Annotated in this window: 17 protein-coding genes and 7 tRNA genes; 16 read left to right on the forward strand and 8 right to left on the reverse strand. The window is 35.3% G+C overall.

The window, feature by feature from the left end:
- The first annotated feature begins 13 nt into the window (after nt 1-13).
- On the forward strand, nt 14-1,405 hold the full coding sequence (locus BC781_RS05960; protein ID WP_109616299.1) for a DEAD/DEAH box helicase: 1,392 nt from the start codon (nt 14-16) through the stop codon (nt 1,403-1,405).
- Nucleotides 1,406-1,530: 125 nt separating this feature from the next.
- A complete protein-coding gene (gene hemW, locus BC781_RS05965; RefSeq protein WP_109616300.1) occupies nt 1,531-2,655 on the forward strand; it encodes a radical SAM family heme chaperone HemW in 1,125 nt (374 codons plus the stop codon).
- Between the two features lie 68 nt (nt 2,656-2,723).
- Here hemW and BC781_RS05970 read toward each other — a convergent pair whose 3' ends face one another.
- The gene (locus tag BC781_RS05970; protein ID WP_109616301.1) at nt 2,724-3,329 is read right to left on the reverse strand and encodes a sigma-70 family RNA polymerase sigma factor; all 606 of its coding nucleotides are present in this window, start codon (nt 3,327-3,329) and stop codon (nt 2,724-2,726) included.
- A gap of 254 nt (nt 3,330-3,583) precedes the next feature.
- Between BC781_RS05970 and BC781_RS05975 the strand changes: the two genes are divergently transcribed.
- Nucleotides 3,584-4,282, forward strand: a complete 699-nt coding sequence (locus BC781_RS05975) for a YceI family protein (RefSeq protein ID WP_109616302.1) — start codon at nt 3,584-3,586, stop codon at nt 4,280-4,282.
- Between the two features lie 80 nt (nt 4,283-4,362).
- Here the strand turns inward: BC781_RS05975 and BC781_RS05980 are convergent, their stop codons facing one another.
- From BC781_RS05980 to BC781_RS05990, 3 genes are all read right to left on the reverse strand, one after another.
- Nucleotides 4,363-5,544, reverse strand: coding sequence for a Na/Pi symporter (locus BC781_RS05980; protein WP_109616303.1), 1,182 nt, complete (start codon nt 5,542-5,544; stop codon nt 4,363-4,365).
- A gap of 194 nt (nt 5,545-5,738) precedes the next feature.
- Complete coding sequence (locus BC781_RS05985) at nt 5,739-6,482, reverse strand: LytR/AlgR family response regulator transcription factor (protein WP_211323669.1); 744 nt, start codon at nt 6,480-6,482, stop codon at nt 5,739-5,741.
- Complete coding sequence (locus BC781_RS05990; protein ID WP_211323670.1) at nt 6,479-7,579, reverse strand: sensor histidine kinase; 1,101 nt, start codon at nt 7,577-7,579, stop codon at nt 6,479-6,481. The genes BC781_RS05985 and BC781_RS05990 overlap by 4 nt, the downstream gene beginning before the upstream one ends.
- 275 nt (nt 7,580-7,854) lie before the next feature.
- On the opposite strand from BC781_RS05990, the gene BC781_RS05995 reads away from it, so the two are divergent.
- A complete protein-coding gene (locus tag BC781_RS05995; RefSeq protein WP_109616305.1) occupies nt 7,855-8,505 on the forward strand; it encodes a hypothetical protein in 651 nt (216 codons plus the stop codon).
- A 203-nt stretch (nt 8,506-8,708) separates the two neighbouring features.
- Entirely contained in the window at nt 8,709-9,128 is a 420-nt protein-coding gene (locus tag BC781_RS06000) for a Fur family transcriptional regulator (protein WP_109616306.1), read from the forward strand.
- A 70-nt stretch (nt 9,129-9,198) separates the two neighbouring features.
- Here BC781_RS06000 and tpx read toward each other — a convergent pair whose 3' ends face one another.
- Together tpx and polA are read right to left on the reverse strand one after the other, a co-directional pair.
- Nucleotides 9,199-9,702 (reverse strand): thiol peroxidase, encoded by a 504-nt coding sequence (gene tpx / locus BC781_RS06005; protein ID WP_109616307.1) that lies wholly within the window; start codon nt 9,700-9,702, stop codon nt 9,199-9,201.
- A 321-nt stretch (nt 9,703-10,023) separates the two neighbouring features.
- Nucleotides 10,024-12,840 carry a DNA polymerase I gene (gene polA, locus BC781_RS06010; RefSeq protein ID WP_109616308.1) on the reverse strand — a complete coding sequence of 939 codons (2,817 nt, stop codon included), beginning with the start codon at nt 12,838-12,840 and terminating at the stop codon, nt 10,024-10,026.
- Nucleotides 12,841-13,079: 239 nt separating this feature from the next.
- Between polA and BC781_RS06015 the strand changes: the two genes are divergently transcribed.
- Nucleotides 13,080-13,505, forward strand: a complete 426-nt coding sequence (locus tag BC781_RS06015; RefSeq protein ID WP_109616309.1) for a hypothetical protein — start codon at nt 13,080-13,082, stop codon at nt 13,503-13,505.
- Nucleotides 13,506-13,560: 55 nt separating this feature from the next.
- On the opposite strand, the gene BC781_RS06020 is transcribed toward BC781_RS06015, so the two are convergent.
- Complete coding sequence (locus BC781_RS06020; protein WP_109616310.1) at nt 13,561-14,118, reverse strand: DUF3332 domain-containing protein; 558 nt, start codon at nt 14,116-14,118, stop codon at nt 13,561-13,563.
- Nucleotides 14,119-14,324: 206 nt separating this feature from the next.
- On the opposite strand from BC781_RS06020, the gene BC781_RS06025 reads away from it, so the two are divergent.
- Complete coding sequence (locus tag BC781_RS06025) at nt 14,325-15,062, forward strand: lysoplasmalogenase (RefSeq protein WP_109616311.1); 738 nt, start codon at nt 14,325-14,327, stop codon at nt 15,060-15,062.
- A gap of 253 nt (nt 15,063-15,315) precedes the next feature.
- Nucleotides 15,316-15,531 carry a hypothetical protein gene (locus tag BC781_RS06030; RefSeq protein WP_109616312.1) on the forward strand — a complete coding sequence of 72 codons (216 nt, stop codon included), beginning with the start codon at nt 15,316-15,318 and terminating at the stop codon, nt 15,529-15,531.
- A gap of 77 nt (nt 15,532-15,608) precedes the next feature.
- Here the strand turns inward: BC781_RS06030 and BC781_RS06035 are convergent, their stop codons facing one another.
- Nucleotides 15,609-16,277, reverse strand: coding sequence for a tetratricopeptide repeat protein (locus BC781_RS06035; RefSeq protein ID WP_146201633.1), 669 nt, complete (start codon nt 16,275-16,277; stop codon nt 15,609-15,611).
- A gap of 203 nt (nt 16,278-16,480) precedes the next feature.
- Between BC781_RS06035 and BC781_RS06040 the strand changes: the two genes are divergently transcribed.
- The 8 genes from BC781_RS06040 to BC781_RS06075 all read left to right on the forward strand — a co-directional run bounded on the left by BC781_RS06040 (nt 16,481) and on the right by BC781_RS06075 (nt 19,518).
- Nucleotides 16,481-16,564, forward strand: a tRNA-Leu gene (locus tag BC781_RS06040).
- A gap of 64 nt (nt 16,565-16,628) precedes the next feature.
- Nucleotides 16,629-16,701, forward strand: a tRNA-Lys gene (locus BC781_RS06045).
- 29 nt (nt 16,702-16,730) lie between these two features.
- Nucleotides 16,731-16,803: transfer RNA gene (locus tag BC781_RS06050), tRNA-Lys, on the forward strand.
- A gap of 28 nt (nt 16,804-16,831) precedes the next feature.
- Nucleotides 16,832-16,904: transfer RNA gene (locus BC781_RS06055), tRNA-Lys, on the forward strand.
- A gap of 28 nt (nt 16,905-16,932) precedes the next feature.
- Nucleotides 16,933-17,005 (forward strand) — tRNA-Lys (locus BC781_RS06060).
- Nucleotides 17,006-17,033: 28 nt separating this feature from the next.
- Nucleotides 17,034-17,106, forward strand: a tRNA-Lys gene (locus tag BC781_RS06065).
- A gap of 50 nt (nt 17,107-17,156) precedes the next feature.
- Nucleotides 17,157-17,229: transfer RNA gene (locus tag BC781_RS06070), tRNA-Lys, on the forward strand.
- 288 nt (nt 17,230-17,517) lie between these two features.
- The gene (locus BC781_RS06075) at nt 17,518-19,518 is read left to right on the forward strand and encodes an LruC domain-containing protein (RefSeq protein ID WP_109616314.1); all 2,001 of its coding nucleotides are present in this window, start codon (nt 17,518-17,520) and stop codon (nt 19,516-19,518) included.
- Nucleotides 19,519-19,721: the final 203 nt, after the last annotated feature.

Consider the following 19,721-nt stretch of genomic DNA (forward strand, 5'->3'; position numbering starts at 1 on the left):
AAATAGATGATAAATGAAATTTGTAGAGCTTAAACTGATCGATCCAATTCTAAAAGCATTGGAAGACAAACAATATTCCCGTCCGACCCCTATTCAAGAACAAGCGATTCCTATTATTTTGGAAGAGAATGATGTTTTAGGTTGTGCGCAAACAGGGACAGGGAAAACAGCCGCTTTTTCTATTCCTATCATCCAAATTCTTCATAAACGTAGAAATGGACAGATTGGGAATGAGCACAAACTAGAAGCTCTAATCGTAACACCTACGCGTGAACTTGCTATTCAGATTGAAGAAAACATCAGACTATATAGTAAATACACCAATCTGAATCACACTGTAATCTTTGGAGGTGTAAAGCAAGGAAGTCAGGTCAAAGCTATCGAAAAAGGAATTGACATCTTGGTTGCCACTCCTGGTAGATTGTTAGATCTTATCGGACAGGGTTATATTAGTCTTGATGACGTCAATATGTTTGTATTGGATGAGGCCGACAGAATGCTTGATATGGGCTTTATCCAAGACATTAGAAGCATCATTCGTTTACTTCCTACAGAAAGACAATCCTTGTTCTTTTCAGCTACTATGCCCGAGAAGATTGTCTACCTTTCAAAGCAAATCTTGAAAGACCCTAAAAAAGTAGAAGTCGCTCCTGTTTCATCAACAGCTGAAACAATAGAACAATACGTTTATTATACCAATAAATCTTCTAAAAGAGACCTTTTGCTCTACATTCTGAGCAATGATAAATTTGATAAGGTTCTAGTCTTTAGCAAAACTAAGCATGGCGCTAATAAGATTTCAAAAGCTTTAGAGAAAAGGGGGATATCAGCTGAAGCAATTCATGGAGATCGTAGTCAAAACCAAAGACAAAGAGCCCTAGAGCGATTCAAATCTGGTGAAGCTAGAGTGTTAGTTGCTACAGATATTGCTGCAAGGGGTATTGACATTGACAAGCTCAGATTCGTTATTAATTACGATGTTCCAAATATTCCAGAGACTTACGTACACAGAATCGGGCGTTCTGGACGTGCTGGAGAAGACGGTTTAGCCATTTCTTTCTCTGAACCAGAAGAAAATGAATTTATACTTGAAATTCAGAAACTCACAAACACTGAAATCAACGTAATCAGAGATAATCCTTATCCTCAAACGGATAAGCCGATGACCTTTAAAGAGAAAAAAGAGTTTGAGAAGGAAAAGAATAAGAAAAGAAAAGAATTCTTGGATAGTCTCAGACGAAAAAGGCATGGAGGAGGAAAAAGTGGTTCAAAACCTAAAAGAAAACCATCTGCAGATGGCAGAAAAACTTCTTCACCTAAAGCTAACGCACGACCTAAAAGAGGAAATTCAAAACCTGCTGGAAGTGATGGAGGAAACTTCAAACCAAAAAGAAGAACTAAATAATAAAGAAAGAGATGTGACCACTTCACATCTCTTTTTTTCTTTTAAAGAATAATCCTTAAATGATTTAAAGCTTCCATTACAATAGTTGTACTTTTGTATGCTCTAATTAAACGTGATCAAATTTTATGGCTGGTATTTATATTCATATTCCTTTTTGCAGACAAGCTTGTTATTACTGCAACTTCCACTTTTCTACCAATACCACAAGAGTGGAGGATATGACACATTCAATAGCCAAAGAAATTAACCTCCAAAAAGATTACCTATCTGAGAAAAAGCTTGAAACGATTTATTTCGGCGGAGGAACACCTTCTATTCTTTCTGAAGAACAACTCAACCTTATTTTAAAGGAAGTTCATAAACACTTTGAAGTAGCTAAAGATGCAGAAATCACATTAGAAGCGAATCCTGACGACCTGACACTTGAGAAAATAAAGAGCTTAAAACGCAACGGGATCAATCGCCTAAGTATCGGAATTCAGTCTTTTCATGATCAGAACTTGAAAAGTATGAATCGTATTCATAGCTCAGAGGAAGCGATTAGGTGTGTGAAAGATGCACAAAGTGAGGGTATCGAAAATATCAGCATTGATCTTATTTATGCCATGCCTTCCGTAGATCACAAGCTGTGGAAAAAGGATTTAGAAATCGCAATGAACCTGAATGTTCCACATATTTCTTCTTATTGCTTGACTGTTGAAGAAAAGACCGTTTTAGGAAACTGGACACGAAAGGGGAAATTTCACCCTATGGATGATGACTTTGCTGCCGAACAATTTGAGATATTGGTAGAAACACTCATGCAAAATGGTTATGAGCATTACGAGATATCAAATTTTGCGAAACCCAATTGGCACTCAAAGCATAATAGTAACTATTGGAAACAAGTACCTTATTTGGGTGTAGGACCAGGAGCACATTCTTTTGATGGAATAAACCGACAATTTAACGTATCGAATAATGCTCATTATCTGAAAGCATTAGAAGAAAACAAGCTGCCTTTTGAGTTGGATGAGTTGAGTAAAGAAGATAATATCAATGAATATATCATGATTAGCCTTCGTACAAAATGGGGGTGTGATTTGTCTTATTTAAAAAATCAGTACCAATTCGATCTTCTTTCTCATTTTGAGAAAGAGCTAAAATCATATAATGAAGGAGGATATATCAGAACAGAAAATGATACATTATTTCTTACTGAGAAAGGAAAACTCTTAGCTGATCAAATTGCAGGAGATTTATTCTTATAGATGTTCAAAAAGTAAAATCCCACACCTTTCAAATAAAAAGTGTGGGATTTTTTATACTTAATCTTTTATTATTTCTGACGAATGTCTTTTAGAAGCATCTCAATAAATTGCCCTACTTCTCCTTTATCACTAGCCTTCAAAAAGCTTTCCGTGAATGTTTCCTGCTTTACTTTACAAACCGAAATCGCCTCATCCTTTTCTTGCATAAGTTTTTCTTTTGCTCGTTTGAAAAGCTGACGACAATTGTCTTTTTTCTTCTCCATCAAATCTGTCAACTCCGAGTAGTCAAAGTTGAAAAACTCTCTCAATGAAAAAACCGCTCTTTCTGAAGGACTGAGTTTCTCTAACATTCTCTTTACAGCTTCCTCAATTTCATGAAGCTTATCAGTATTTAAAGAAAAGTCAGAAGAAATATGTAGATTATTCAGATACTCACTTACATTGATGTTTACAAGTTGATGTTTACGTAAGTTCTGAAGATGTGTGATACAACGATTGGTGATTGCACGAGTTAAATACTGCTTGACGTTCTCAATCTTTGAGAAATCAACATGCATGATTTTCATCCATGTGTCTTGAACAAGGTCTTCCGCTTCTGCTACAGACCCTACCATACGGTATGCAATGGAAAAAAGTAAAGGCTGATATGACGTAATAAGATGTTGTGTAGTCATGATTATTCCTTTCGAGTACAGATTCTGAATGCTAAGAGCTTAAAAAAATGAAGGTAAAAAGTCCTCAATATTCAATGCTCCATACATTACTAACTAGTTACACTACTTAATTTTGTACGCCTTTCCACTTATAAGTTTGTGAAGGCATACATTCTACGTTAATTAATTTATATTTTAGCAGAGTGCTAATGAAAACAAATATAGTTCTTTTTAATTTTATAATCTGAGAAATACAATTCATAATCATAATAATCATGAGAAAAAACACCTTGAAAGTCGCATTTTTTGCAATGTTGATTGGTTTAGCAGCCTGTGGCGGAGAAAAAAAACAAGCTGAAAAACAAGAAGTTGTAGCTGTAGTTCCTGAAGCTGTAGAAGAAAACGTTAGCTATGTATATCAACAAAGCGAAACAATGGTCTCTTGGGAAGCTTATAAATTCACTGAAAAAGTGGGTGTAGGAGGAGTATTTGACCAATTTGTAGTTTCTATGGCTAAAGATTCTGTAGCTGCTCCATCAGAAGTATTAACATCATTGTCATTCTCTATTCCTGTGGAAAGTGTAAACAGTAATAACCCTGAAAGAGATGCTAAAATCAAGAAATATTTCTTCGGAACTATGGCATCTACTTCTACGATTGAAGGAGAAGTAAAATCAGTAGAAGGCTCTGCTTCAAAAGGGATTGCGCAAGTAGCTTTAAAACTAAATAATGTAGAAAAGACTGTTCCTTTGAACTACACAGTAGAAGATGCTACTTTGAAATTAGAGGGTGTAATGGATCTTGGAAACTGGAATGCGATCAATTCAGTAAAATCATTGAACGATGTATGTGCGGAGCTTCATAGAGGTACTGACGGTAAAAGTGTTCTTTGGCCAGAAGTAAAACTTTATGTACGTTCTAACTTCTCTAAAGTGAAAACTGATACACAAGTTGAAACACAAATTGCTAAGTAATTTCACTTTCAATTTAAGGCAATAAAAAAGGTCTTCTCACAACTGGGTGAGAAGACCTTTTCTATTGATAGATATATCTATTAGCTATTTTTAGCTGTTACTTCAGTTGGATTAACTGGCGTTACTAAACTACTTTCCTCTTCTTGATTCAAGTCTGTTGTTGCAAAAATCAATGCAAAAGGAATAATGAAGAAGATCACAAGAATATATGCTACACCTACCAATCTATTTTTCATTGTAAGTTGTCCTAGCAACTCTGCACAAACGATAGGAATGTTTCTTATCGCTGAAATAGGGAACAGTATAAATACACCAAAAATATTGAATAAGAAGTGACAGAATGCAATTGCTAAAGCTGCTTCATTTTGTGAGACAGCAGCAATCAAAGCTGTAACTGTTGTTCCGATATTTGCACCCATTAAGAATGGGAATGCATTTCTTAAGGATAATTTATTCGATGCTACCAATGGCACAGTAAGAGATGTAGTCACAGAACTAGACTGAACACCTGCAGTGATCAATGCACCCCATACCAAAGAATAAAGTGGTTTTCCGAATACGTATTTTTCAAGTCTTTTCTCCGAATTACCTACCAATAGTTTTTTCAATACTACTGTGAAAAGTCTTAAAGAGATAAAAAGACCAAGTGTACCAACACCAATAACTACAAGTGCGTTTTTGTTAAGTAAAGCTGTAATCGCTTTTGCAGCAGGCTTTACTGTAACTGACATGATATTGAATAATTCTGGACCTGATGACTCAGAAGAGTAAATTACACTTGCAATAGCCGTTCCTGCAGAAGATAATGCTCCAGTAAAGTATTCGATTGGGAAAAGCACACACATGACAATAAGGTTAAAGAAGTCATGTACTGTAGCTGCTGAGATCGCTTTCTTAAATTCATCTTTATTTGAAAGATGTCCTAATGCTACGATAGTTGAAGTGACACTCGTTCCAATGTTTGCCCCCATAATCATAGGTACAGCATTTTGTAAACTTAATGAGCCAGAAGCTACGATTGCTACAATCATTGAAGTAGTAGTTGAACTACTTTGAATAAGTGCTGTAGCTAAAAGTCCTACAAATAAACTAATGAACGGGTTTGATGTTAGCGTTATTATTTGTTGGGCAGTGTCCTTGCTTAGCATTTTGAATCCACCACTCATAAGCTTCAAAGCAACCAAAAACACAAACAAGACTGCAACAACTTGTACAACCTTGGATAAGGTTTGTAATACCTTATTCGTATCCGAATTTTTCATCTTTAAGTTTCTTCTCTTAGTTCTTAGGTTGAGCGAAAATTAAGATTTGAAGTTTTGTCCTCCCTACAACCAATGACAATTTTCGGAATATCGGATCAACATAATATGTCTCGTATGTTAACAAAATGTTACATAAACAGCTATTACAAAATATAATCTTTAAATAATACTATTAAACACGTTCTAAAATTAGCTTATATTAACCCTAAACTATTAAGTAATCCATCTTTATAAGTTTTACCTATCGGAATCAACTTTCCATTGATTTCCAATTGATTACCTTCAATTGCTTTAATTTGTGATAGTGAAACGATATAAGACCTATGAGTCCGTATAAATTGCTCTTTTGGCAAGGAATCTTCTAACTTACTGAGTGACTGCAACGAAATGATTCGTTGAGAGGGAGTATAAAACGATACATATTCTTTTAAGCCCTCTATATATAAAATATCTTTGAAGTAAGTCTTGTAAATACGATGATCACTCTTGATCATTAAATAATCCTGTTCTTTTATTGGTTTTATATCATCCTCTATTTTTTCAATATTTTTTGTTAATGACTCCTTTGGTTGCTGCTTTAATCCAAAAATTGCGTTCGCTTTTTGAACAGCTTTAAGAAATCTTTCAAACGAAAAAGGTTTCAGAAGGTAGTCTATAACGTTGAACTCATAACTTTCCAAGGCATATTCTGAATAAGCAGTCGTAAAAATCACCATTGGAGAATTACTCATCGTTTTCAGAAATTCAATACCTGTGAGGTCGGGCATTTGAATATCTAAGAATAGAAGGTCTACATCTTGCTCTTGCATGACAGCCATTGCTTCCAACGGAGATTTACACATCCCGACCAACTCAAGATTGGGTAATTTGGATACAAAGTTTTCTAATAACTTTCTCGCTAGCTGTTCATCATCTATAATGAGGCATTTCATTTTCATGATAATTGAATTTTTAAGTTTACTTCAAAAAAGTCTGCTTCATCCTTTATTTCTAGCTGATGTGAATCGGGGTAAAGCAAATCCAACCTCCGTTGTACATTTGTCAGACCAATCCCCCCTGTTTTGTCTTTAGTGAAGTTCGTCTGACTCTTACTGTTTCCTAAATGAAAATATAGCTGATTATCATTTATATAAATTTTCAGCTTAATCCAACCATTTTCTAAATCTTCAATCTTACTGTGTTTAAAACTATTTTCTACAAAAGGGATAAAAAGCATAGGGGCTATCTCATACTTATCTGCATTGGAAACAGCAATTTCAGAAGTAATATTTAGAGGGCCTTCATCTTTCAGTTTCTGAAAATCGATATAGTTATTTATGTAGGCGATCTCTTTTTGCAATGGTACTCGTTCAGTATTTGCTTCATATAACATGTACCGCAGCATATCTGAAAGTTTTAAGATCATCTCGGGAGTCTGATCCGATTTTAAGATAGAGAGCGTATACAGATTATTCATAAGGTTGAATAAAAAATGAGGGTTTATCTGAGACTTCAAAAAAGCCAATTCACTTTTAACACCTTCACTTTTTAACACGACTGCTTCTTTCTCCCTCTTAGAAACCAAAATCGACATCTGAATTGTTGTACTAACCAATGTAATCACGAGGTAAAACATAAAACCTTGAAATCTGCTGTAGCGAGATAACATTCTTACAATATTCTTAGCAAAGTCATGTCGGGGCTTTTGGAATTCTTTCCAATGTTCTGGAGGCAGAGGTCTTCTCTCTGTTCTAAGGTATTCTCTTATTGTATCTGTAAATCCAAATGATTTCTCAACCAATTCAGACGCTAGAATACATACCACGATAGTAAGCAGAATACTCACCGTATATAATACGTACTTCTTCCGAATCATCAGTTTCGGAATCAATACTTCTTGATTGAATATGATCAGTAAAGTGAGGAAAAAAGCCTTAATACACGCAACCTCTAAAGCCAAGAAAGCATAGAGCTTCTGACTCAGCATGAGGTAATGCAAAAGAATAAATAAGAGATATATGAGAATATATTTTCCGACCAGTTTCCACGTCTTCATTCTGTCCATGTCTTTTCCAAATTCGGTGTACTCAAAGCTACAATAGAACGAATGGATCAACAAAGTTCTTCAACCAACAAAGGATTTAACTCAATAAAAAGTCATTAGAGACAAGCTGAGGGTATTATATAACTCAAAAGTCCATTGGTAGAAAGATTCGCTGCATTGGTTGATTTTATTTTCTAGGCAATCCAAAGTCCTCCACCTTTGAAACATCAAATCATCAGAAACAATGATGAAAACGTGTCAATTCTTCGAATTAAAAATATAGTATTATGAAAAAAGTTATTATTCCATTTATCGCAGTAATTCTTGTTTCAGGTTTAGTCTTCGCACAAAAAAGAGAACGAAGAGGAATGTCTGAAGAAGTTAAAAACTACATCAAAGAAAATGTATGGCCTGTAGTTTCGGAACAACGTCAGAAATTTGATTCTTATCTTTCTACAGACGAAAAAGCCGAAATTGAAGCTTTGAGAGCTCGTATAGAAAAACTGAAAGAGGAGAGAAAAGCTAACCGACCTCAGAAAGCCGAAAAAGGAAAACGTCCTGAGCTTACCGAAGCACAACGCGAACAAATGCATGCAAGCAGAAAAGAAATGAAACGCATCATGTATTCAGCCTTTCAGATTGCAGAAAATCACGAATCAGAACTTTCTTCTCTCATGTCAGAATCTAAAGATGATAGAGAAAAGTGGAGAAAAGATTTGTCTGCTATGAAAGAGGCTAAACGTGAAGAAATGAAATCTTCTGAAAAAGGAGAAAAAGAAAACAAAGGTCGAAAAGGCAGAAAACACCACCACGGAAAAATGGGACATGGCCCAAGAGGCATGAATATCATGCATCCATCTGAAGAAATGTTTATTCTGTTTGACTACAATAAATCTGCTGATGACTTCTTCAAAGAAATGGAGGAACACAGAAAATAGTTGAACTTAATCTAGTTTACCTTAAAGGCACTCAGTTTCTGGGTGCTTTTTTTGATATATTTCACCTATAACTTCTAGAAATTGCTTGTTAAAGACCTTTTTTAGATGGAAACTGATTTTCAGAAAGTTCGTATATTGCAATTACTTTAGATAAAACAGCACATAATATCTCAAACATTTAAGCTAGCTAAAGGGGCGAAAATATGGAAAGTCTATCATTAGGAATACTACAAAAGAACAAGCTGCGAAAAACACCTAGCCGAGAAAAAATATTAGATATTTTTATGCAAAGTGAAGTAGCACTTTCAGAAAATGATATTGAGCATCAGCTTAGTGAATTTTGTGATCGTGCAACTATTTATCGTACGTTGAAAACTTTCCTAGAACATGGACTTGTTCACAAAGTGATGGACGAAAACAATTTAGTCAAGTTCGCTTATTGCAAAGAAGGTTCTTGCTCAGACCATGAACACAATCATGACCACGTTCATTTTAAATGTAAAAAATGTGGTAATACCGTTTGTATGGAAGAACACCCAATTCAAAAGCTAAATCTGCCCGAAGGCTATCAAACTGACGAAGTCAACTTACTGATCATAGGAACTTGTCCTAACTGTAAGTAAATATATAAGCATAAAAAAATCCCTCTAGGAAATACTCCTTGAGGGATTTTTTATTATCTATTGAATAATCTTAAAGCTCAAGTGCTTCAATTGCCTTATCATAATCAGGCTCTTGCGCAATCTCAGGAACTTGTTCTGTATAAACAATATTTCCATCTGCGTTAATCACTACAATGGCACGCGAGAATAAACCAGCCAAAGGACCATCAATGATATTTACAGCATAATTTTGCTCAAATTCAGGGTCTTTATATTGAGAAGTTGCAATTACATTTTCTAAGCCCTCTCCTTCACAAAAACGCTTGTGTGCAAAAGGTAAATCTTTAGAAACACATAACACTACTGTATTCTCTAGTTGTGAAGCTCTTTCATTAAATGCTCTTGTAGAAGCTGCACAAACACTTGTATCTATACTAGGGAAAATATTCAATATGATTCTTTGCCCTCTAAAATCTTCAAGAGATACGTCTGTTAAATCTGTTTTAGTCAAACGAAAGCTTGGTGCTTTTATGCCTAGTTCGGGAAGAGAACCTTCGGTGTGGATTTTATTTCCTTTAAGAGTAATGGTAGCCATAAACCAGAGAATTATTTAAGGTAAAAATTTAATTGATTGATATTCAAAGTTCATAAATATTTTCTTATCGAACACTTTTTCTACTCATTTTTCTCATTTATAGGCTGAAAAATAACCCTTTGTTAAAAGATTTGACATCTATAAAAGCCAATTCTTACATTCACTCATTAGCTATTTTCAAATATTTAAAAGATTGCAATTATCTCTTTTTTGGAAATAAAGGCCTTAATTTCCTTTTAAATAACTGCCAAGAGTAGAAAAAATAAAAGGTCAACTCACACAGAAGATGAATTGACCTTTTAGTTATTTATTACACTAAAATTAATGTGCTTCTAACCAATGTGCTCCTGTACCTACTTCAACTTCTAAAGGAACTTTTAGTTTATCTTTTAGAGCAGCTTCCATACGTTCTTTGATGTTTGCTTTCATCAATTCAAGCTCATCCTTATGAACTTCGAAAACCAATTCATCATGTACTTGCATAATCATACGTGACTGAAGTTTCTCTTTTTTCATCCAATCATGAATATCGATCATAGCAACTTTGATGATATCTGCTGCACTACCTTGAATTGGTGCATTGATCGCATTTCGTTCTGCCATTCCTCGTTGTACTTGGTTTCGAGAATTGATATCTCTCAAGTAACGCTTACGTCCCATGATTGTCTCACAGTAGCCTTTATCACGAGCTTCGTTTACGGCTTTGTCCATGTATTGTTTAATCATCGGGAATTCTTCGAAATAAGTATCGATCAGCTCTTTTGCATCTTTACGAGGAATGTTCAATTGCTGAGAAAGTCCGAATGCAGAAACGCCATAGATGATACCGAAGTTGGCTGTTTTGGCTCTTCTTCTTTGTTCTCCATCTACTTCCGATTCATCAATCTTAAAGACTTTTGCAGCAGTAGCTGTGTGAATATCTTTTCCTTGCTGGAAAGCTTCTACCATATGATCGTCTTGACTGAAAGATGCCATCAAGCGAAGTTCGACTTGCGAATAATCGGCAGCCATTATGATGTAATCCTCATTTTGAGGGACAAATGCCTTACGAATTTCACGACCACGAGCTGTACGGATTGGAATGTTTTGAAGGTTAGGATTCGTAGAACTCAAACGTCCTGTAGCAGCTACAGCTTGATTGTATGAGGTATGGATTCTGCCATCTTTCTTAGAAATCAATTTTGGCAGGGCATCTACATACGTATTTTTCAACTTTTGAAGCTGACGGAAGTCCAAAATATCTTGAACAATCGGATGATCTTTTGCCAAGTTTTGTAAGATTTCCTCACCTGTAGCATACTGCCCAGATTTGGTTTTCTTTGGCTTGTCAATCAGTTTCATTTTCTCAAAGAGAATCACACCCAATTGCTTTGGCGATGCAATATTGAATTCTTCACCAGCAGCTTCATATATCGCTTTTTCTCTTTTCTCAACTTCTTCGCCTAGTTCTGTGGAAATATCTTTTAGAGCATCAGTATCGATATTTACCCCAAAGTTTTCCATACTAGCCAAAACGTTAACAAGCGGAACTTCAATGCTGTCGTAAAGTTCTGTTAGTTGGTTATCAGAAAGCAAAGGGCGGAAAGTTTCAGCCAATTGCCAAGTAATATCCGCATCTTCAGAAGCATATTCTTTGATTTCTTCCAAAGCAACATCACGCATCGATTTCTGATTTTTTCCTTTCTTCCCAATCAAATCTTCAATATGCACACATTCATAATGCAGATAAGTTTCTGCTAGAGTATCCATACCATGACGTTTGTCTGGCTCAAGAAGGTAATGAGCAAGCATTGTATCAAAGAGTTTTCCTTTTACTTCAATGCCGTATTGCATTAAGACAAGAATATCATATTTGATATTTTGCCCAATCTTCTCAATTTTTTCATTTTCAAATACGGCTCTGAATTCTTCCAAAAGTGCTTTAGCCTCATCTTGATTTTCAGAAACAGGCACATAATAAGCTTCTTTATTTCTATATGAGAAAGACAACCCGACTAATTCCGCTTCGCTTGCTTCTAAAGAAGTTGTTTCGGTGTCAAAGCAGAATTTATCTTGTTTGGCTAAAAACTCGATTAACTCTTTTCGAAGCTCTGGCGTATCAATCAAATGATAGTCATGAAGTGTATTGTTGATATTCTTGATCTCAATCACTTCTTGAACTTCCTCTTCTGCTTCTACTTTGTTGGTAGCTGGAGCCGCACCACCAAAAAGACTCATTTGTCCAGCTTGAACGGCTGGTGATTTTTTGGTTGTACTTGTTTCACCAAAGATTCTTTTTCCAATCGTCTTGAATTCTAATTCATCAAAGATTTTTGAAAGTGCTTCTTTGTTGAAACCATCATATTTTAATTTATCTTCTTCAAAAGGAACATCAACATCGATTTTGATCTTAGCCAATTCTTTCGACATCAATGCCTGTTCTTTGTTTTCCTCAAAGCGTTCTTTTTGCTTTCCTTTCAGCTCATGAACATGCTCCAAGATACCTTCAACAGTGTCATAGGCTTTCAGAAGTTTGACAGCGGTTTTTGGACCAACTCCTGGCACACCAGGAATGTTATCGGCAGAATCACCTTGCAATCCTAAGAAATCTACAACTTGATCAACTCTATCGATATCAAATTTTTTCTTGATTTCTTCTACACCCAAAATATCCACACCATTACCCATATAGGCAGGTTTGTATTGGAAAATATGCTCTTCTACCAATTGGGCGTAATCCTTATCGGGCGTAACCATAAATACTTCAAATTCATCGGTACGCGCTGCTTTTTTCGCAATTGTACCAATTACATCATCGGCTTCGAATCCTTGTTTTGAAAGAATCGGAATGTTAAAAGCTTCCACAATTTGCTTTACGATAGGAATCGCAATTGAAATATCTTCTGGTGTTTCGTCTCTATGTGCTTTGTACTCTGGGAAAATCTCATGACGGAAAGTTGGACCCGAAAGGTCAAAAGCCACTCCAATATGGCTAGGCTTGTATTTGTTGAGAATCTCCCACAAAGAGTTTGTGAAACCCATAGCTGCGGAAGTATTCATTCCTTTAGAGTTGATTCGAGGATTTTTACTCAAGGCAAAATGCGCTCTGAAAATCAAAGCCATACCGTCAAGTAAGTACAAAGTATTTTTTTCAGACATAGTCGGATTTATAGTTTGAATGCAAGGAAAGCCCTAAACATCTATAGTTCTCAAAAAGGTAAAATTATAAATATTCTCTGTGAATTACTGACTTTCTTTTTGAAGAAGAAAAAGTGTCTGTAAATGACTTCTAAAAAAATGCTATAGCGTTTTAAATAATCTGAAATTAATAGTTTGGAAAAGAGTCAATTAATAAATTTTGATATTAACTGATCCAAGACTAAAACCTTCAGAAAAAAATGCAATCGATAAGACTTTTAAAGCAGGTTTCCGCTCTTCTTTTTTTAATTACTCAAGTCAGTTTTGTTTTCGGGCAAGAAACAAAGGCAAATGAACCGCAAGAAGAGATTGTGGTCAAAACAGAAACAGATGAGCACGGAAATATTACAAGCTATGATTCTAGTTACTCTTATAGTTATACTGATTCTGTTACAGGTTCTACTGTAGTGAAACAGTTTCACTCTTTTTCCTCCTCAGAAATGCCGAAGGAAGGCGCTTTTCAATTCTTCTATGGACCAAACACAGCTAAATCGGATTCTACAACAATCACTCCCGAGCAGTTTTTTGAAGAAATGAGAAAACAGCAAGAAGCAATGATGCGACAATTTTTTGGACAAGGTCAACAAGAACAACAAACGCAAGCAGATTCGATTAATCAGAAATAGATAAAAAAGAGCCTTAGAAATCATTATTCTAAGGCTCTCTCATTATCTAAATAACTTAATACTGAAGTTGATATTTTAGAGCTTCAGCTTGAGTTACACCATCTGTGCTGTTCTCAAAAGTTTTACTATCTCCATTAGGTAGAAAAACTTCAACTTTTGCCTCATCTCCTAGAAGCTTTACAAGTTTTCGAGTCTTTCCATTTTCCTTAAAACTCCAAGTTTGTGATTCTTCGTCAAATAATAAGATACCGACCTCTCCTACGTGTTTTCCTTCTATACATTCTATCTTATATTTATTCTTTTTAGTCGTTACTTTATAAAGTCCATCAGGAGTAGAAACAAACTCTTCTTTTACTTCGCCTTCTTTCATAGAAACAGGATTATTTCCTGACCAAAACTCGATAGAGTTAAAAATAAGGACATCTCCTAATACACAAAGACCATAAACGGGTATGACTGCTAACGCAAAAAAGACAAGTTCATTAATCCATTTATCACCTATTTCTCCATTCCAAGCGTGAAGCTTAGTTGTGAGTCTGAAAGGACCATAGCAACTACTCACAGACAATGATACCACTAGACAAAAAGCTAAAAATAAAGACTTGATTCTCATAAGATATGGGTTAAAATTATTTGTAATTAAAATACTTCCAATCCTCATTTTTAGCAACGCGAAAAAATGAAACTTCAATGGATTTATTACTTGTTTTGTTAATAAGGAACTTATATTAGGTGTCTGTTTTACATTTTTAATTATTTAAATGTATATTTCGAAGACTTTTTTCAACTATTCTTTTTTCATAACTAAATACTCAATCAATGAGACAACAACTAACAATAACTAAGACGTGGTGGTTTTATTCGCCTTTACTAGCTGTGATTATCGCAAATTTGGTAGGGCAACTTTCGGGGGAGACAATTCTTACAAACTTTTCAAAACCTCTTATTTTACCTTTAATTGCTCTAAATTTTTGGGCAAAAAATAAACAAGAAAAAAGCAGTCATTTTACACTCATGCTTTTTGCAATGTTCTTTTCTTGGTTGGGAGATTTATTCCTGATGAAAACAGGAGAGACATTCTTTATTTTGGGCTTAGTTTCATTTCTTAGCTCTCACATTGTCTATGTGTTTGCATTTTTAAAAGCTGGAGGTTCTTTAAGTTTTTCTAAAATAAAAGAGCATTATATCTGGGTTGTTGTGGGTGTTGGCTACGGACTTTACTTATACACACTCTTACTTCCTAACTTAGATCAAGTTTTGATGTTTGCTTTACCAGTCTATGAGCTTGTGATTTTAACCATGGCTTTTGTAGCTATCACTCGTTACGGAAATGTGTCTAAGCAATCATTTCAGTACACTTTAGCTGGAGCTATTTTATTTTTAGTATCAGACAGTATTTTGGCTTATAACAAATTCGGAGATGCTATTCCGCTTTCTGGATTTTTAATTATGTCTACCTATATTTTTGCCCAATGGCTTATTATGGAAGGCAATGCTTTGCCTAAAAACAAAGTCGCTCAAGCCAAAGAGGAAGAAGAGGTTTCTCTAACAAATTGATTTTGAAATTCTAAGAATTAATATAGAGGTTTTCTGAAAAGAAGACCTCTTTTTTTGTGTCTTCACTTCTAACAATGAACACTCCATATTGTATTTTATGTTAAGGGGTTTTAATTCTTCTTTTCTTTTAGATATATTTGTTATTACGAAAAATTCAATAATAAGTCTGATTTAGTGATTCATAATTTCTAAAATCGACAGTTTTTTTACCAACTATCTAATTGTTATATCTCAAGACATAAAAATTAATAATATGAGTGCGTTTAGTGAAAATTGGAGGAAGTCCTTAGAACTTGAAAGCATTAAACTAACAGCAAGAGCTATATTTGGAAAAAGAGATAGCTTCAAGGTTTCGGAAGAAGAAGCTGAAGAAATCTATACCCAATTGCGTAAGTTGAAGGAGCTTGACCTATTTACAGAGGATCAAGAACGAAAAGTTTATGAAAATGTATTATTCTTTGGGTTTTAAGACTAGGTCTTACACATAAAAAAAGCGATAACCTTCAACTGAGAAGATTATCGCTTTTATTTTTTTAGAAGAATTTTTTACTCAATAACCATCAAATTACTCTGACGGATAAAGGCATCATTCTCCTGATCTACTTTTACTTTGTACCAAATATCTTGCTTACCTACAATATCCATCCTAGTACCTTTACTAGCTGATTTGTAAATATCTGACCCTGCAGAAGCCGACTTCATCAGTAAAGAATTATTTGCATTCACAATTGCTTTAGGAGTTTTGAATCCATAGTTAAACAACCAAACACAAGTTCCTAAAAGAGTGAGGTAAGCAATTGAATGGGGTAAAATAGTACGACCATTTCTTTTTCGCTTCGCTATTCCAAAGAAAAAGCTCAACAACAGGAGTATTGAAACCCCAAAAATAATTTCGTAATACTTATTGAAAATACTTCTGAAAAAGTCATAGTCTGTAAACTTATAACCTTCCAATTCGTATTTCCCTGCCATATCTTCCATCTTTACCAACACCGCTTGGTCTGCTGTATGATGATAGTACATATTAAGAAAATATAAGGACTTTGTATAGTCTCCTAAGCCTTCATATATGTAAGCAACCTTCATTAACATTCGAGGGGTATATGATTGGTCTTCATACAATAAGCCCTCATAGATGTCTAAAGCCTGAGTGTATTTGGATTCTTCAAATAAAGAATCTGCCTTTATTAACTTTTCTTCAGGATTTTCCGCCATCGAATTTTTCACTGTGAAAATCAGGCAGAAGGAAAAAACAAGTAAGAATTTTGTTCTGATGTTTTGCATTGTATTGATTAGTCTACTACCTTTGCACCGCTAAATCGAGGAATTGACTACTTGATTTACATTCAGAAGCAAAATTCTGAAATCTAACAGTAAGAAAAAAGAATTTAATTTCTTTTAAGATACTAATACGTGTTGCTCATGTGGTGGAATTGGTAGACACGCCATCTTGAGGGGGTGGTGGGCGCAAGCCCGTGGAAGTTCGAATCTTCTCATGAGCACAGCCAATTAATAAAATTAGCAGTCAGAAATTATGGTTTGACGCTAATTTTTTTTTCGCTTTTAGATTCCGTAGCTCAGTTGGTAGAGCATCTCCCTTTTAAGGAGAGGGTCCTGGGTTCGAGCCCCAGCGGGATCACTTCTAAAATAAATAAGTCGTTAAGACTAGATTCCGTAGCTCAGTTGGTAGAGCATCTCCCTTTTAAGGAGAGGGTCCTGGGTTCGAGCCCCAGCGGGATCACTTCTAAAATAAAAATGTCGTAAGACTAGATTCCGTAGCTCAGTTGGTAGAGCATCTCCCTTTTAAGGAGAGGGTCCTGGGTTCGAGCCCCAGCGGGATCACTTCTAAAATAAAAATGTCGCAAGACTAGATTCCGTAGCTCAGTTGGTAGAGCATCTCCCTTTTAAGGAGAGGGTCCTGGGTTCGAGCCCCAGCGGGATCACTTCCAAAATAATAATGTCGAAAGACTAGATTCCGTAGCTCAGTTGGTAGAGCATCTCCCTTTTAAGGAGAGGGTCCTGGGTTCGAGCCCCAGCGGGATCACAATGAACTTAATTTTTTAGAATTGAGTTTGTTTTAAAGAATAACGAAAAGATTCCGTAGCTCAGTTGGTAGAGCATCTCCCTTTTAAGGAGAGGGTCCTGGGTTCGAGCCCCAGCGGGATCACAACAAAGAGTCATTTCACAACTTTGAAATGACTCTTTTTTTATGTGTTTTTGGGAACTTTTTACGTCTCTAATCATCATTACTTTTTGAGGTTAAAACATATTTATGTAATAGATTTTTACTTAAAAAAGATTTATCCCATCTAGCTAATCAAACTGCTAAATCTACTTCCATTCTTAATATCTACCTTACAGAAATAGCCCCCTATTATTTACTTTTTACATCATTCCTCACCTCACCTCCAATTTTAATTTCTGTATATAGCAGCAAAATTATAATCAAGAACTGATGAGAAAATTAACTTACTTATTAACTACTATCCTACTAACCTCATGCTTCAAGTCACAAGACGTCGGTATCAAATCCGATGCACAGTATGAGCTTGAAAAAATTACCATTCCTGAAAATTTTGATTTCAATACCTCTACTACAGTAAGTATTGATTTACAAATTCCAGAAGCTTACCGTAAAGCCACAATCTCATTCATGGACAAATCAACCCTTGAAGGAGGTGTAAAAATCGGAACAGGGTCATTTGACTCAGAAGGTCATTTGCATACAACATTGACTGTACCTGAGACTTGGACATCAATTTACCTAGAATCAAATTACCTCGGTGTACCATCTTTCTACCTACCTGTCATGGGAGATGAAGTTGAACTAGACTACCAAGATGTATTTGATCAAAAAGTTTCTGTAGCACAACGAGAACAGATTTCAACAAAATCACTTAATTCATCATCTAATAAAAGAATCGCATCAGCTGTCATTCATTATCTTGCCGACAATGTTGACTCCAATGGTGTTCCTGATAACCTAGAACCTGTAAACGATACTTTTGATGGTGATTTCATTGGCGATGTAAACGCATCTTTCCCAGAATCACGTCCTGTACCTACTTACAACCCAGAGTACATCGCAGATGGAAATGAAACTGATATTGTCTTAAATGATGATGCAGAAGTCTTCATTACTTATGTAGCTGAAGGTGCTGGTTATAAAAACGTATTAGGTTTCTATAAATACAGAGTTGGATTTGCTCCTCAGACTGCAGCTGAAATCGATACTATTTTTGTTGCATTTCCGAATATTAGTAATGCTGGCGCTGGAGGAAATCTTATCCCTGGAAATAAAGTAAAACTTGGAGAATTTGAAGCTGGAACAGCTATCGGGTGGGTATTGCTTCAAAATGCTTGGAAAGGATCAAATGGAATAAGCACTTCTGCGAACCGTTTCTATTCAGAGCCTAGCTTCAATCCAGAAGACAGTAAAAACCAACACAACGTTCTTTTAAAGGATACACAAAGAGAAATCGTTCTTCTTGGTTTTGAAGATTTACACAGAGAAGATAGAAATCAGAATCCTAACAGATATGGGTCTGACGAAGACTTCAATGATGCAATATTCTATGTAACTGCTACTCCTGGAGACGCTATCAATACAACAAACATCCGAACAATTACAACTAGTGCACCAGATACGGATGAAGATGGTGTAGATGATAATCAGGATGAATATCCTAACGATCCAAACAAGGCATTTAATAATTACTTCCCATCATCTTCGGGCTATAGTTCTATTGCATTTGAGGATTTATGGCCAAATAAAGGAGATTATGACTTTAATGATGTAGTGGTCAATTATAATGTGAATTTAATCACCAATGCTGAAAATAAAGTGGTGGAGCTTGACATGAAAATTTTGACAAGAGAAACTGTTGCTGGTTTTGAAAATGGCTTAGGCTTGATGTTCAATTTTGAGCCCTCTAAAATTTCATCCGTAACAGGAATGAACTATACTAAAGGATTAATTACAAATGAAGCGAATGGCTGTGAAAGTCAGCAACAAAATGCTGTTGTCATTTTCTATGATAATGCCCATGATAATTTAGAGCAAGAATTAGACATCCACTTTGAGTTCAGTCAACCAATAGAGCCAGAACTTCTAGGGATTGCTCCTTTCAATACTTTTGTATTCGCCAATGGTGTTAGAGGAAAAGAAATCCACTTACCAAACGAGTTACCAACAGACCTAGCTGATGAAAGCTTATTCGGTAATTCAGACGATAATTCTTCAGTAGGGGCAAATAACTACTATAAGACTTCTGAGAACTTACCTTGGGCTATAAACATTTCAAGAGAGTATGCTATTCCTAAAGAAAATGTAGAAATCTCAACAGCTTATAAGAAATTCTTGCAATGGGTTTCTTCTAACGGATCATCATTCCCAGATTGGTACGAAGACAAAGAAGGATATAGAGACGCTTCTAAATTAAAGTTAGAAAACTAAGCTTTTTCCTTCCTCAAAAATTGAAAGCTATTTATATTTGAACTAGTAAAACTTTAAGAGGAAGGTTCAGAATAAAAAGAAAGTCCTTTTACATTCCCTTCACAGATAACGTTCTGTGAAGGGATTTCTGTATTTTAAACCTTACCATACATCTTAATTAAGCACTTAATCGTAAACAGTATAAAAAACACTACTCAAATAAC

Origin of the sequence: Sediminitomix flava, from assembly GCF_003149185.1 — a bacterium.
GTDB classification, from domain to species: Bacteria; Bacteroidota; Bacteroidia; order Cytophagales; family Flammeovirgaceae; genus Sediminitomix; species Sediminitomix flava.